At 50.9% G+C, this 15,031-nt stretch carries 13 protein-coding genes; 7 read left to right on the forward strand and 6 right to left on the reverse strand.

Annotation, left to right across the window (positions count from 1 at the left end; translation table 11 throughout):
- Positions 1-449: 449 nt before the first annotated feature.
- From glmS to AC0QH1_RS16100, 3 genes are all read right to left on the reverse strand, one after another.
- A complete protein-coding gene (glmS, locus tag AC0QH1_RS16090; RefSeq protein ID WP_324632226.1) occupies positions 450-2,357 on the reverse strand; it encodes a glutamine--fructose-6-phosphate transaminase (isomerizing) in 1,908 nt (635 codons plus the stop codon).
- A 357-nt stretch (positions 2,358-2,714) separates the two neighbouring features.
- Positions 2,715-2,960 carry a photosystem I iron-sulfur center protein PsaC gene (gene psaC, locus AC0QH1_RS16095; protein ID WP_204106816.1) on the reverse strand — a complete coding sequence of 82 codons (246 nt, stop codon included), beginning with the start codon at positions 2,958-2,960 and terminating at the stop codon, positions 2,715-2,717.
- Positions 2,961-3,313: 353 nt separating this feature from the next.
- Positions 3,314-4,222 (reverse strand): CoB--CoM heterodisulfide reductase iron-sulfur subunit B family protein, encoded by a 909-nt coding sequence (locus AC0QH1_RS16100; protein ID WP_324632227.1) that lies wholly within the window; start codon positions 4,220-4,222, stop codon positions 3,314-3,316.
- A 416-nt stretch (positions 4,223-4,638) separates the two neighbouring features.
- Between AC0QH1_RS16100 and acpP the strand changes: the two genes are divergently transcribed.
- The 4 genes from acpP (at position 4,639) to AC0QH1_RS16120 (ending at position 9,479) form a co-directional block, all read left to right on the forward strand.
- A complete protein-coding gene (acpP, locus tag AC0QH1_RS16105) occupies positions 4,639-4,890 on the forward strand; it encodes an acyl carrier protein (protein ID WP_324632228.1) in 252 nt (83 codons plus the stop codon).
- A gap of 60 nt (positions 4,891-4,950) precedes the next feature.
- A complete protein-coding gene (gene fabF, locus AC0QH1_RS16110; protein ID WP_324632229.1) occupies positions 4,951-6,201 on the forward strand; it encodes a beta-ketoacyl-ACP synthase II in 1,251 nt (416 codons plus the stop codon).
- A gap of 250 nt (positions 6,202-6,451) precedes the next feature.
- Positions 6,452-8,482 carry a transketolase gene (tkt, locus tag AC0QH1_RS16115; protein WP_324632230.1) on the forward strand — a complete coding sequence of 677 codons (2,031 nt, stop codon included), beginning with the start codon at positions 6,452-6,454 and terminating at the stop codon, positions 8,480-8,482.
- Between the two features lie 256 nt (positions 8,483-8,738).
- A complete protein-coding gene (locus AC0QH1_RS16120) occupies positions 8,739-9,479 on the forward strand; it encodes a Uma2 family endonuclease (protein ID WP_324632231.1) in 741 nt (246 codons plus the stop codon).
- Positions 9,480-9,578: 99 nt separating this feature from the next.
- On the opposite strand, the gene AC0QH1_RS16125 is transcribed toward AC0QH1_RS16120, so the two are convergent.
- Positions 9,579-9,815, reverse strand: coding sequence for a hypothetical protein (locus AC0QH1_RS16125; protein WP_324632232.1), 237 nt, complete (start codon positions 9,813-9,815; stop codon positions 9,579-9,581).
- A gap of 214 nt (positions 9,816-10,029) precedes the next feature.
- Between AC0QH1_RS16125 and AC0QH1_RS16130 the strand changes: the two genes are divergently transcribed.
- The 3 genes from AC0QH1_RS16130 to AC0QH1_RS16140 all read left to right on the forward strand — a co-directional run bounded on the left by AC0QH1_RS16130 (position 10,030) and on the right by AC0QH1_RS16140 (position 12,433).
- Positions 10,030-10,455, forward strand: a complete 426-nt coding sequence (locus tag AC0QH1_RS16130; RefSeq protein WP_324632233.1) for a nucleoside deaminase — start codon at positions 10,030-10,032, stop codon at positions 10,453-10,455.
- 178 nt (positions 10,456-10,633) lie between these two features.
- Positions 10,634-11,476, forward strand: a complete 843-nt coding sequence (locus AC0QH1_RS16135) for a transglutaminase-like domain-containing protein (protein WP_324632234.1) — start codon at positions 10,634-10,636, stop codon at positions 11,474-11,476.
- A 114-nt stretch (positions 11,477-11,590) separates the two neighbouring features.
- Positions 11,591-12,433: a 4'-phosphopantetheinyl transferase family protein gene (locus AC0QH1_RS16140; RefSeq protein ID WP_324632235.1), complete on the forward strand. Its 843-nt coding sequence runs from the start codon at positions 11,591-11,593 to the stop codon at positions 12,431-12,433.
- A gap of 218 nt (positions 12,434-12,651) precedes the next feature.
- Here the strand turns inward: AC0QH1_RS16140 and AC0QH1_RS16145 are convergent, their stop codons facing one another.
- Both AC0QH1_RS16145 and AC0QH1_RS16150 read right to left on the reverse strand, forming a co-directional pair.
- Entirely contained in the window at positions 12,652-13,587 is a 936-nt protein-coding gene (locus AC0QH1_RS16145; protein WP_324632236.1) for an isopenicillin N synthase family dioxygenase, read from the reverse strand.
- Between the two features lie 311 nt (positions 13,588-13,898).
- A complete protein-coding gene (locus AC0QH1_RS16150) occupies positions 13,899-14,624 on the reverse strand; it encodes a class I SAM-dependent DNA methyltransferase (protein ID WP_324632237.1) in 726 nt (241 codons plus the stop codon).
- Positions 14,625-15,031 lie beyond the last annotated feature (407 nt).

Below are 15,031 nucleotides of genomic sequence, written 5' to 3' on the forward strand. Positions count from 1 at the left end.
TGGTCTTCTGGTCAGGTGAGCTTGGGAAAATAAAGTCTTACCAAGCCCCTCCCTTTAGGGATGGGGTTCCTGACAAAACTGAGGCTCCTCGAGATGGACTGGGATACAGTCCACGGCTGACTCAACGGTTTAGCCCCTCAATCTAATAAGATAGGTTAGCTGATGGGAATTAAAATGTCAAGCCTCATCTGTAGCGGGGGGAACCTGACGGATTGGCAGCACTTATGTAGCGTTATAGCACGGTAGGGGTTCAAGCGACCGTGACCGATTGATGTGGGTTGCTGGGGGGATTTCCGACTTGTGCCCTTTTACCGATGGATGGGAAGTGCTTCTGGGGAAACGCCCATGCGGCCAGAAAAAAGGGCGCAGCGGGTGCGCCCTGCGATTCGGGAGAAGTGATGGGGTGCAATACCCAGATCCAGGGTTGGGGTGGAGCCGATCGCCCCTAATTATTCCACCGTTACCGACTTAGCCAAATTCCGGGGTTGATCCACATCCAAGCCGCGCCGTGCGGCAATGTGATAAGCTAACAACTGCAAGGGAACCACAGACAGAATCGGGGACAACAACTCATCCACCACTGGTACCGGGAGCAGATCGTCAAAAATATCCATTGCCTCAGCACCATTGTGCGGGGTAACGCCAATCAAGCGAGCATCTCGAGCTTTCGCTTCCTGGGCGTTAGAAATCACCTTTTCATAGACCAATCCGGGCATAGCGATCGCCACCACAGGCACTTTCGCATCCAACAGGGCGATCGGGCCGTGTTTCATCTCCCCGGCGGGATATCCCTCGGCGTGAATATAACTAATTTCTTTCAGTTTCAGCGCCCCTTCTAACGCGATCGGAAAATTAATTCCGCGTCCGATAAAAATAAAATCCTGAGTCTCGGCAAACTCGTGAGCCAACTCTTCAATCTGCGCCTCTTGGGACCCCAACACCTGTTCGATTTGTGCTGGAAGTTGTCGCAACCCGGCCAAAACCTCCTCAATTCTCCCTTCCGGTTGACTTTTGCGCCGATAGGCCAAATCCAGGGCCAACCCATAAAACGCCATCAACTGAGCCACAAAAGTCTTGGTTGCCGCCACCCCAATCTCAATACCCGCATGGGTATTGATAATGTGCGGGACTAAATGTCCCAAAGAAGACTCGGGACGATTGGTAATCCCTAACAAACGCGCCTGATAGGCGTCGCCCAGACCGCTGCGGCGCTGCTGTTCCGTACCCAAAGCGGCGAGAGTATCGGCTGTTTCCCCAGACTGACTGATACCGATCGCCAGGGTACGGGGGCGCAGGGGGGAGGGTGCATAGCGATATTCCGAGGCATACTGTACCGTAGTCGGAATCCCGCCCAATTGTTCGAGCAAGTATTTACCTACCAAGCCGGCGTGCCAACTGGTGCCACAAGCGATAATTTCAATCTGTTCGAGATCCGCGTATAATTCCGGGGGGATGCCCAGGTTCACCGGTGCGAGTTTCGTATCCCCCGGTTGCCACTCTCGATTGAAATAGGCATCCAGACAGGTTCGCACCACTGCCGGTTGCTCGTAAATTTCTTTGAGCATAAAGTGGCGGAAACCTTGTTTTTCCACCAACACCGGGTTTAAATTCAACACTCTCGGGGTTTTCTTGAGGCGATCGCCGGCAAAATTATAAACCTCCACACCCAATGGCGTCAGGCGGGCGATTTCGCCATTCTCCAGGGGCAACACGGCGCGGGTATGAGAGACGATCGCCGGGGTATCCGAGGCGCAGAAAAACTCTCCTTGACCGAATCCAATCACCAAAGGAGCTTGCTGGCGGGCTACAATCAACTCATCGGGATATTCTGCCGAAACTACGGCGATCGCAAATGCTCCTGACAACTGATTCACCGTTTGGCGGACCGCCTCAAAAAACGGCGATATCAAAGGCACATAACCTTCTGCTTCCACCATCGGTGCGCCCAGGGACTCGGCAATTAAATGGGGAATCACCTCCGTATCCGTATCGGATCGAAACTCGTGCCCGCGTTGTTTGAGTTCCTCGCGCAATTCGCGATAATTTTCAATAATCCCATTTTGCACCACCGCCACCTTGTCGTGCATATCCAAGTGGGGATGGGCATTATACTCTTCCGGTTTGCCGTGGGTGGCCCAGCGCGTATGTCCGATCCCGATTTGCGCGGGATTGTCCAACCCTTCTAATTTCTCTCGCAACTGGTGCAATTTGCCTTTAGCGCGCACGCAATTCAAATTGCCGTCCCAAATTGTTGCCACACCTGCCGAATCGTATCCCCGATATTCTAACTTTTCTAATCCAGCAAGCAATACATCTTTCGCTGCTTGAGTGCCGATATAGCCGACGATTCCACACATCTGACCTATTCACTCCTCTCGAAACACTATTGTGGATAAAATTATGTGTTTTTGGTGTCGGTTATGCTATAATAGTAAAATTTTTTTTAGATTTTCCAACACCGATAAACCTTCTGCGCTCTCGATCGCGATTTTGGCTCCCAATTTTGGGAGAGAAAAATCGAGACTCCAGCGAGTTGGTATTGTCTTCCCACTGTAGGCAATCCATTCCGGAAACGACAACTTTCGGGGTGGGGGGGCGATCGCAAAAAAAAGAGGGAGCCGTTGCTCCCTCGATTATCTTGCATCAGTGAGGTGGAAAAATCGCACCCATTCTGACAGCAGAATCGATGCCCACCAAAAATCTGCCCGAGGCTGTTAGTACGCCAGACCCATACTGCGAGTCGTTTCTGCGCCGAGATAGACGCGAATGCTCAGGAAGTCAGTAGGACAAGCGGTTTCACAGCGCTTGCACCCTACGCAGTCTTCGGTACGGGGAGAAGAGGCGATCTGACTAGCTTTGCAGCCATCCCAAGGCACCATCTCTAGAACGTCTAGAGGGCACGCGCGCACGCACTGGGTGCAGCCAATGCAGGTGTCATAGATTTTTACAGAATGAGACATGGAATAAAGGCTCCAAACGTGTTCTCAACAGCTTTTAGGATCTGGTATCTGTTGCTTCGAGGGCACCCGAGGGGCCTTTAAAGCAACATAAATCTTGGCTTAGTTTATCTTAGTCCTTTGCATTCCTCTAATAAAAGCGGCAATAACTTAAAAGTTCGTAATATTTTGCATAGACTTGCGGGGGGTAGGGGGGCTGAGGGAGAGGTCGAACAAAAGGGCGATCGCCTCTTCCCTCATGGATCCAATATGAAAGCGCGGGCAACCACAAGTCCCGATTTTTCAGGCTTTCATCCGCCCACGCCGAGCGCCCGATTCCGGATCGGTGAACCCTTTACCCTCCATTGGGGGATAATTTAAAGCGCGGCCAACTTTTGCAAAACCGGTTGAGTAGAGACCACGTGACGATCCAACCCTAGGGCTTTAGGTTCCACGCCGAGGGCCAGGGCAATCAACTGGGGCAGATGCAGCACCGGCAGATCCAATTTTTGCCCCACCACTTTAGCGACTTCCGGTTGACGGGAGTCTAGATTGAGGTGGCACAGGGGGCAGGGCGTGACCATACAATCAGCACCGGCAGCGATCGCATCAATTAAGTGGGTGCCGGCCATTTTAAACGATTGCTCCGTGGCATAACTGGAAAGGGGCCAGCCACAGCATTGGGTGCGCCCGGAGTAATAAACCGGCGTAGCCCCCACCGCCCGAAACACATTTTCCATCGATTCAGGTTGGTAGGGGTCATCATAAGGAAGGGATTTTTGGGCGCGCAGCAGATAGCAGCCATAGAAAGCGGCGCATTTGAGACCGCTTAATTTGCGCGTGACGCGCTGTTGTAATTGTTCCAACCCAAAATCGCAGACTAATGCCCAGAGGAGATGTTTGACCTCCGTGGAGCCTTGGTAGGGAGAGCAGCTTTGCTGTTGCAGCAACCCATTGACGCGATCGAGATAGGCGGGGTCAGTGTCTCGAAACTCCTTGAGACGTTCGTCCACATGCCCGATGACTCCTTGACAGGTGCTGCAGTGGGTGAGTAGCGGGAGTTTAAGTTGTTCGGCGAGGGCGATATTGCGGGCATTAACCGTATCTTCCAGGAGGCGGGAATCTTCTTTAAAGGTGCCCGAACCGCAGCAGGAGGCTTTTTTCAGTTCGATCAGTTCGATGCCGAGGGCTTGAGTTAAAACAGCGGTAGATTGATAGAGTTCGCGGCAGGCTCCTTGAGCGACGCAACCGGGGAAATAAGCGTATTTCAGGGTGTCAGATGGCATGGTAGTGGCTTGATTCTCAGTAGGAAAGGGGGTGAAGCAGGGGGTGTTGCCTGCATCACTCCTGTTTTTATTATCATGGCGCTTCAGCTTCTTGTGGGGGGCACTTTTTTAGACTCCCTTAAGGATTGGCTTCGTGGTAGACTATTGAGAATCTGCGATCGCGCATGGAGAACTGGGATGAGGGGCGAGGGGAAAAAATTTTTGGGTGAAGAAGAGAATAAAACCCCAAAGCGATCGCAGAATGTTTGGCATCGATCGGATAAGATAAAAAAATGGCTTGGGCCGATTCAGATGAAGAAACGGTGAAGGGCCACAAAAGGCCAAAAAAAGCAAGGGAAAAAACGTCAGTCAGACCAGACCGACCCGATGCCCCAAGTTCATTTGAGCTGCTGCATTCAAAGAGGACACAGTTAGAGATGAGTCAAGACGAAATTTTTGAGAAGGTCAAGAACATCGTATCGGATCAATTAGAAGTAGAAGCCGAGCAAGTCAAGCCAGAAGCGAGTTTTGCCGACGATTTGGGGGCTGATTCCCTGGATACGGTGGAGCTAGTGATGGCATTGGAAGAAGAGTTTGATATTGAAATTCCCGACGAAGCGGCAGAAAACATCACCACCGTGCAACAAGCAGTGGACTACATCAACAGCCAAGTGGCAGCCAAAGCATAAAGCAGCCAGCTTTCACCTGTGTTCTGCGTTTTTGGTGTGGAAGCGAGAGAAACAGCAATTATGAGCAACGTTCAACGAAAACGAGTTGTGGTGACGGGTTTGGGTGCGATTACGCCGATTGGCAATACCCTGGAGGATTATTGGCAGGGGTTGTTGAGCGGGCGCAATGGCATCGGCCCGATTACCTTGTTCGATCCGTCCCGTCATGCCTGCCGCATTGCGGGTGAGGTAAAGGGATTTGACCCGCACGAGTATATGGAGCGCAAAGAAGCCAAGCGGATGGATCGATTTGCACAGTTTGCGATCGCCGCAAGCAAGCAAGCGATCGCAGACGCCGGTTTCGAGATTAATGACCTGAACGCAGAGCAGGTGGGGGTCATCATTGGTACGGGCATCGGTGGCATCAAGGTGATGGAAGATCAGCAAACGATCTACCTCAATCGCGGTCCGGACCGATGCAGTCCCTTTATGGTGCCGATGATGATCGCCAATATGGCGGCGGGTCTGACGGCAATTCATATCGGTGCAAAAGGTCCAAATACCTGTCCGGTAACGGCTTGTGCGGCGGGATCCAATGCGGTGGGGGATGCCTTTCGCCTGATTCAGAATGGCTACGCGCAAGCCACCATCTGCGGCGGCACCGAAGCGGCAGTTACGCCCCTGTCGGTGGCGGGTTTTGCTTCGGCAAGAGCGCTGTCTACCCGCAATGACGATCCGGATCGTGCCTGCCGGCCCTTCGATCGCGATCGCGATGGCTTCGTGATGGGTGAAGGGGCGGGCATTTTGCTGCTCGAAGAACTGGAACACGCCCGCGCGCGTGGGGCGAAAATCTATGCCGAAATTGTCGGCTATGGCATGACCTGCGATGCCTATCACATCACCTCGCCGGTTCCGGGGGGCGAAGGAGCCACCCGGGCGATCGAGCTGGCGATGAAAGATGGTGCCATCACCCCGGAACAGGTGAGCTACATCAACGCTCACGGTACGAGCACGCCAGCCAACGACAAGACGGAAACCACAGCAATTAAAAAAGCTTTGGGAGAGAATGCTTCAAACGTGGCGATCAGCTCTACAAAGTCGATGACCGGACATCTGCTGGGTGGTTCGGGTGGAATTGAAGCGGTGGCCACGGTAATGGCGATCGCCTCCGATCGCGTGCCGCCAACGATTAATTTGACCAATCCGGATCCGGAGTGTGACTTAGATTACGTTCCCCATGAAAGTCGCGCCAAAACGGTGGAGGTGGCCCTGTCCAATTCCTTTGGTTTTGGGGGACATAACGTCACCTTAGCCTTTAAAAAGTACGCCTAATCCGCGACATCTGAAGGATGAAGTCGCAAGTATGAAGCCACAACCGGAGGATCGGATTTCAAAAAAACCGACTTCATGCCTTCAAACTTCATCCTTCATTTTTTCGGTTTGATCCGCCGCATCCCCTTGCTCAGAGATCCCGGTAATGGAATCATGGGATTATCCAATGAGATAAGGGGCGATCGCGAGTCGTTTAATCTCGATCCTCACGCCCTCGCAAGAAAAAGACCATCATTAAAGAAAAGACACTATGGCCGTAACTGCTCCGAGCAAACAATCCCTCGAAGAACTGTGCATCAATAGCATTCGCTTTCTGGCTATTGACGCGGTAGAAAAAGCTAACTCCGGTCACCCCGGACTGCCAATGGGTGCAGCGCCAATGGCGTTTGTCCTCTGGGACCGGTTCATGCGGTACAACCCGAAAAACCCCAAATGGTTTAACCGCGATCGCTTCGTCCTTTCTGCCGGTCACGGCTGCATGTTGCAATATGGCCTGCTTTATCTGACGGGCTACGAAAACGTGACCATTGAAGACCTCAAGCAGTTCCGTCAGTGGGAGTCGAAAACCCCCGGACACCCGGAAAACTTCCAAACGGAAGGGGTAGAAGTCACCACCGGTCCGTTGGGTCAAGGCATTGCTAACGCTGTGGGTTTGGCAATGGCAGAAGCTCATATGGCGGCTCAATTCAATAAGCCGGATCTCAATATTGTAGACCATTACACCTACGTGATTCTCGGCGATGGGTGCAACATGGAAGGGGTTTCTGGGGAAGCTTGCTCCCTCGCCGGACACCTGGGCCTGGGCAAGCTGATCGCCCTGTACGATGACAACCACATCTCGATCGACGGTTCTACGGATCTCGCCTTTACTGAAGATGTGGGTAAGCGCTTTGAAGCCTACGGCTGGCATGTGTTGGAAGTCAAAGAAGGCAACCAAGACCTCGACAGCATCCATAAGGCGATCGAACAAGCCAAACAAGTCACAGACAAGCCGTCTTTAATTAAAGTCACCACCACTATCGGTTTCGGATCCCCCAACAAGGCAAACACCCACGGGGTTCATGGTGCGGCTCTCGGTGCGGATGAAGTACAAGCCACTCGCGACCACTTGGGTTGGGAATATCCCCCGTTTGAAGTGCCCGAAGAAGCCCTGAATCATTTCCGTCAAGCGGTGGATCGCGGTGCGAAATATGAAGCGCAGTGGCAGCAACTCTGGACTCGCTACAAAACCGAGTACGCTGAAGAAGCCGCCGTGTTAGAACGGATGCTCAGTGGCAAGCTTCCGGAAGGATGGGACAAATCTCTGCCCACCTACACCCCGGAAGATAAAAAAGATGCGACCCGCAACCAATCCGGTGCCACCCTCAACGCGATCGCTGGGGTGCTTCCGGAATTGATCGGCGGTTCTGCAGACTTGGCTCCTTCTAACAAAACCTTGCTGAAATCTTCCAAGGATTTCCAAAAAGGTGCCTACGAAAATCGCAACCTGCGTTTCGGCGTGCGCGAACATGGCATGGGCGCAATCTGCAACGGTATCGCCCTGCATGGTTCTGGTTTGATTCCCTACGGTGCCACCTTCTTGGTGTTTACCGACTACATGCGCGGTGCCATTCGCCTTTCGGCCCTGGCTCAAGCCGGTGTCATCTGGGTGATGACTCACGACTCGATCGCCTTGGGTGAAGATGGTCCGACTCACCAACCCATCGAGCATATCCCCTCTCTACGTGCCATTCCCGATTTGATCGTCCTGCGTCCCGCCGATGGGAACGAAACCTCTGGCGCTTACAAAGTGGCGATCGAAAAAGCAAAAGCAGTGGGTGGCGATCGCCCCTACCCCTCTCTGCTGGCCCTGTCGCGTCAAGGTCTGCCCAATCTGGCCGGCACTTCTCTCGAAGGGGTTGCTAAAGGCGCTTACATCCTCTCCGACAGCGACGGAACTCCCGATATCATCTTGATCGGGACCGGCGGTGAATTGCATCTGTGCGTGGATGCGGCGGAAACACTGCGCGGCGAAGGCAAGAAAGTCCGCGTGGTCTCGATGCCCTCTTGGGAACTGTTCGAGGAGCAAGATGAAGCCTATCGCGAATCCGTTCTGCCCAAAGCCGTTACCAAGCGCTTGGCAGTAGAAGCCGGTTCTAGCTTTGGCTGGTGCCGTTATGTGGGTACGGAAGGTTCGACCATCAGCGTCGATCGCTTCGGCGTCTCTTCTCCCGGTGGCGTGGCCCTGAAAAACTTTGGCTATACCGTGGATAACGTGGTCGCCAAAGCTAAGGCTCTTTAAACTGTATAAAACTTAGGCAAAGTCCTGCCTTAATCCATACAACTCACAACGGCTCTCTATTTCTAGAGAGCCTTTTTTTGGCGCAAAATCGATATATTATTTCGTAAATATACAAAATTCCCTAACACCTCGCTCGCCTCTAGGCACATGGCATTCATTGGCGAATCCTGAGAATCTCCATCTCGCAACATTCCCCCACAACCGCCAGAAAGCCTGCTATATTAGATCTAACCCCTTCCGAACGGAGGAAACAGTTATGGTTTCTAAACTGGAATCTGCGAATCACCCAGAGGTCATTTACCCAGAAGATGACGGGAATCCCATGTCCGAAAATACCAAGCAGTTTCGCTGGATAACGGTAATCCAATATAATCTAGAATGGCTGTTTGCCAACAATCCGAACGTATTTGTCGCCGGAGACCTGTTGTGGTATCCGGTAGAAGGGGATAACAAAACTCGTCAAGCGCCGGATGTGATGGTGGTATTTGGCAGACCCAAAGACGATCGCGGATCTTATCAACAGTGGAAAGAAAACAATATCGCGCCGCAGGTAGTATTTGAAATCCTCTCTCCCGGGAATAGCCTGACGGAAATGAATAAAAAACAGATGTTCTACGATCGCTATGGCGTCGAGGAATATTACTTGTACGACCCGCAGAAAAACGATTTGAGTGGATGGTTGCGATCGCACGATCGATTAGAAGTCATCGAACCCATCGCCCATTGGGTTAGCCCCCGTTTGGGAATTCGCTTCTCTCTCACGGAGGAAGACTTGCAAATCTATCGCCCCAACGGCGAACCCTTTGCCACCTATCTGCAAGTCTCGCAACGGTTGCAAGAGGCAGAATCCCGCGCCGAAACCGAACGCCAGCGCGCCGAAACCGAACGTCAGCGCGCCGAAACCGAACGTCAGCGCGCCGAAACCGAACGTCAGCGCGCCGATCGCTTGGCACAACGACTGCGATCGCTGGGCATCGAACCGGATGACATCGAGTAACCCGCGCGATCGCCACCACTCACCCGCTCATTCCCTCGCCCCCCTTACCGAGAATCTCCCACTAACGTGCCATTGCTATTAATATCGGGAATTTCGCACCTAACCCACGGCTAGGGTAGGCAACGAGTTGCCCACCCTACAGGTGATGCTACCACTAAAGTGCCAGATGATGCGATCGGGAAAGGTGGGCAGAAATCTGCCGTTGCAGCTATACGCCTGCTTTTCAAACTCCACGATTTGAAAACTATAAATCGGCCATCCCGTCACTTCCGAAACTCTTTGCAAAATCAAGGAATAACTAAAGGGAAGTTCATCCCCGGAATTGTTGTGAGCCAAGGGCGTCGGTGTGGTAACAGCAAACGCCGTGACGCCCAGGATTTCCCACAGTAACGGCTAGGCGATCGAAGTCAATAAAATTGGCAGCCAAATCGTTTAGCTTTTGGAACAATATTCTTTAATGAGATTTACCATTTTAAGCGTTAGAGTCAATAGGCGACCAGTTAGACTATAATAACAAATCATTATCAGAACCAGGAGGAAAATCCGTGCTATGAATCCAGAAGAGATGATGAGAATTGCTCTAGAAGAAGCGAAAAAAGGGGATAGTCCCTATGGCGCGGCGATCGCAAAAGATAATCGCATTGTCGCCAAAGCACATAACACCGTTCGTCGAGACAAGGATCCATCTGCTCATGCAGAAATCAATGCGATTCGCCAGTTAACCCATCAACTGGATACGCCTTCCCTGGCGGGGTATGTGTTGTATTCTACCGCCGAACCTTGTCCGATGTGCGCCACCGCCTGTATTTGGGCGGGAATTTCTGAAATTATCTGTGGCGTCTCGATTCGCGACTTAATCGAGGCGGGGGTTTCCCAAATTGACTTACCCTGTGAAGCCATCATTGCCCAAAGTTTTAGAACCATTTCGGTTGCGAAAGGAGTATTGAAACCGGAGTGCTTGAAATTGTTTCAGTAAGGGCACTTCTGCGCCGCAGGCGGGATGGAAGAAGGGGGGGAAGGTCGAGGCAAAATGGCATCAAAACGCACAATTCCTCTGGCGGGGTTATGATAAGGATGAACTGTCCACCCTGACGGAAGTTGCAGCAATGGAGAATTGCCGCCAAATTCGGGTCAGATTAAGATAAGGTGTAGCGATGAAATACAAACTCGGATGTCAACTGAATTACAGCATTGAGTCTCTGAGTACCTTTGTGTTTAATCTCAGAATTGTCGATACGGAACATCAAAAAATCCTGCAAGAAACCCTCGATATCAATCCGGAGAAGTTAACAATTGACGATTACGATACTCCGATTGTAGAAAATCGGTATTTTCGGGTAAACGTTCCCGCCGGAAAACGGTTAGAGCTTTCCTATCAGGCGACGGTAGATATGTGTCATTTCTATGCCGATCCGAATGAGATTGCGGAAGTGCAACCGGCGCAATTGCCCGTGGAAACCCTGCATTATCTTTACCCAAGTCGCTATTGTCAGTCCGATCGCTTGAGTCGCTTGGCGGAATCGGAATTTGGCAGTTTAGAACCGGGCTATTCTAGAGTGACGGGGATTTGCAATTGGATTTTCGATAAGGTAAAATATCAGTACGGTACCAGCAATCCCCATACTTCGGCGTTCGATACGGCAACGGAACGGATCGGGGTTTGTCGGGATTTTGCTCATTTAGGAATTGCTTTTTGCCGCGCGATGAATATTCCGGCGCGGTTTGTGGCCGGATATGCATATGGATTGGAACCGCCCGATTTTCACGCTTGTTTTGAGGCGTATTTAGGCGATCGCTGGTATTTGTTCGATCCGACGCGCTTAGCGCCGCAAAATGGCATCGTCCGCATCGGGACCGGGCGCGATGCGGCGGATGTGTCGTTTGCCACGATTTTTGGGTCGGTGAATATGGATAAAATGGATGTGTTTATCGACTATATTTCCGATGCAGACAGCCAGGAAGTTCCCGAGTCTACCACGCAAGCGATCGCGATTTAAGTCAAACAACTGTGACTGAACCAATACCCTAGGGGGCAATTGAAAATCGAGCACCAAACAGGGGTAATATTATGTCCGCAGGAATAGATGTAAAAAAATAGTCTGCGTCGGGGGATGGGGAAAAGCCGAGGCGGGATTTCCATCGCCCGCTTTGGCAAAATCGCTAATTTGAAATGGGCAAATTTTTCCGAGATAGTAGAAGCGAAAGCAATGTCGAAACCGGAGTTTAACGATTGGAATCCTCCACCAAAACGCCGAGAATTATCTGCAAATGAGGTTCACGTTTGGCGGGCAAAGTTGCATCGAAGCGCAAGGGAAATCGAGCAATTTCGGGCAATGCTTTCGCCGGATGAGAAAGGGCGATCGCGGCGATTTTATTTCGATCGCGATCGCCATGATTTTATCGTGGGGCGGGGCATTTTGCGCTCGATTTTAAGTGGGTATTTAAACATCAAGGCCGAAAAAATCGCGTTTGAGTATCGCGATCGCGGCAAACCTGGTTTGGCAAATCCCGGCGATCGCGCTATTGAATTTAATGTTTCTCATTCCAATGGGTTGGCGCTTTATGCAGTGACGCGCGATCGCCCAATTGGCATTGATGTGGAATATCTTCGTCCCCTACGCCATGCGGAACAACTGGCAAATCGGTTTTTTACTCCCCCGGAAGTGGCGGCGATCGCCGCCCTTGCGCCGGAAGAGAAACAAACGGCATTTTTTCACGCTTGGACGCGCAAAGAAGCCTATTTGAAAGCCACCGGGGAAGGGTTGGCGGGATTGGAAGCGGTGGAAGTCTCCGTGAGTCCGGAAATGCCGGCCAAACTGCTGCGTATTCGCGGCGATCGCCAGTTAGCGTCTTGCTGGTTTCTGTGCGATATCCACCCGCATCCGGCGTATTTGGCGGCGCTGGCGATCGAAGGCGAGGGACACCTGTGCTATTATTCCTGGGAACATGAATGAAGACGTTTTTAGCTGGGTGCCACTTTTCGGCGTTTATCGGCGTTTGAAAATGGCGCATTAGCCATTGGGTATATAGCGGATTAGCGATTAAACGTGCTATATACCCATTTTGTTAAAGTTTTAACTTATCCGGTCAAAGTAACGGGATTTATTCCTGGCGCTTCAAAATGGCATAAGCATTTTTCTGGCGCTTGCTGTTTTTGCTGAATTCCTCGCCATTACACCAGTTCTTTTGCCCTCCCGGAACCTTCCTTGGTTTCCCAAATCGAGGTAAAGTTTTTCAGCATCACGTCTTTCGATTGAATTGCCGCTTCTGGATTCCCCAACGGTTCGATGGTGGTATCGATATTGGGAAATACAAACAGCGGAATTGAAACGCGGGTGGTGGGCAATTCGTGCATCACTGCATGGGGGGTACTGACAAATAAGCCATTCGTCCACATTTGTAGCATATCCCCTAAGTTAATGACGAAGGCATCTTCTACTGGGGGTGCCTCGATCCACTGGTTTTTGGTATAAACTCGCAGAGAGGCATGGGGAAAGTATTCTTGGATTAACACGGTAAAGATGCCGGTATCCGTGTGTTTTCCCGCACCTCCCACACCCGGTGGGTAGTAAATCGTTCGATGAATGACCACCGGATCGGTGAAATATTTATCGAACCAGTGGGGGTCTAAATCCAACGCTAAAGCCAGTCCCTTGATTAATTTGGGGACAACTTTGTTGAGAATTTCTTGTTGTAGCTGGAAATGCGCGCGGGCAAAATCCGGCGCTACACTATCGTCGGGGAGTACGTTCGGTCCGGTAAAAGGTTCGTCCGACAAGGGCTTTTCTACCCCTAAGTCGAACATTTGTTTGGGATCGTTGCCGTCATTTTGATTGAGGACTTCCCCATATAACGGACTGTAACCCCGAGAGGTTTTGGGATAGACTTTTTGATTGTCTTGGTGATACTGGAGTTTGACCGATTCTGGCAACTCAAAAAATTTTCGAGATGCGGCGATCGCGCGATCGAGGGTTTCCTTTGATACCCCATGATCTTTTAAATAAAAGAAGCCATGCTCGTCACAGGTATCGTACAATTTTTTTATCTCTTTATCGTTGCCTACATCTCGAGCCAACTCTGATAAAGAGATGATGGGTAAGCTTTTCATTGCTCCAATAGAGCTCTACCCCTTCACTGTAACACAGATGTTTGCACTCTCTTGAGAAATTGTCGAGGGGATTTTTCCTTAAGGAAGCGGGCAAACTCCTGAGTTGTGAACCTGCGCGCCCCTTGCACTGTAGGGGGATTACCGACATCGAATTAGATGCTCCGAGGGCAAAATAGCAGATCCAAAGGCTACAGCGTTGGGGTCGTTTTAGATAAAGCAGACAAGAAACCGGGTTTCTGACCCGAAGTTATTGCTAAACAGGCAATTTTTGGATGAAGAAACCCGGTTTCTAAACTCTACTTTACAAGGGTCTAGCAAACTTCAAAGGCCCAGTAATGCGCGCCTTCTTCTGCAATATAGGGACCTTCCATTACCGAGTGAACCAGTTTGGCTTCCCCTTCTTGCTGAACGCGATCGCAAACCGCTTTAAAATCGGTGTTTTCGTAATAGCTTTTCCGGGTACTCACCACCACCAGTCCACCGGGTTTGGTAATCCGGAACAGCTCTGACAAAGCGGCGGGCGGTACGTGTCCGTGGGTAAAGACACCGCAGCAAACCGTCGCATCGTACTGGTTATCCTTGTAGGCGTCGATTTTCTTGCTCATATCGATTTCGCCTTTCAGAGCGCGATATGCACCGGTTTTGTCCGCCCTTTCGACCATTTGGTTGGAAATATCAAACCCATCCACGTGGGGATATCCGAGCTGTTTGAGCACTTCACCCACTAAACCGGTTCCGCACCCCGCATCGAGGATTTCAATCTTTTTATCGTCTTCCTTGAGTTCCTTTTGCTGCTGTTTTTGGTGTAGACTCATCAAGTAATGAGCGATATATTCAGGGCCGCTATACTTTTCGTTGGTGACATCGGTATCGTAAGCGTTTGCCCATTTGTCGTAATATTCCCGGAGTTTATCCGGATTTTCAGACAACTCGTGAGCTTCTTTAATCGCATCCAAACTCAGATTAGCTTGGGTTTTTACGTTCGCTTGTTGAGTCATGGTTTTTTGTTTTGCCAACACTTTTACTGATTTCTGCATCCCGCTTCCCCTCCAGGGACAAGCAGAATTGAAGGGAATTTGACTTCCCTCAAATTCTCCACTCGATCGATGGAGAGAACTCAAGTATTCTTGCATCTTGCAAGACTCGTCGCTCTACAATCAAGAGCATTTTTGTCAGTGGCTTCGACATTATAACATGCCGTTCCCACTTATGTTAAAAAAATTTTTTTACCCTCTTCGTTCCGGGATTGTCTTTCATGGGACATTGACTCCAACGCTTTTCTCTAGCGGGATAACTGCGATCTAGCTGCCTCTCAAAACAGAACCACCGAACTTCGGGGTCTATTGGGATTCCTTTATTTCTACTTCTCAGTCATCAGAAATTAGGGTTGGTAAGGGGGAGAACGGAAACCCTCGTCATTTATGCGTAGGGAGGAGTTCTCCCC

The organism is Phormidium sp. CCY1219 (genome assembly GCF_055795085.1).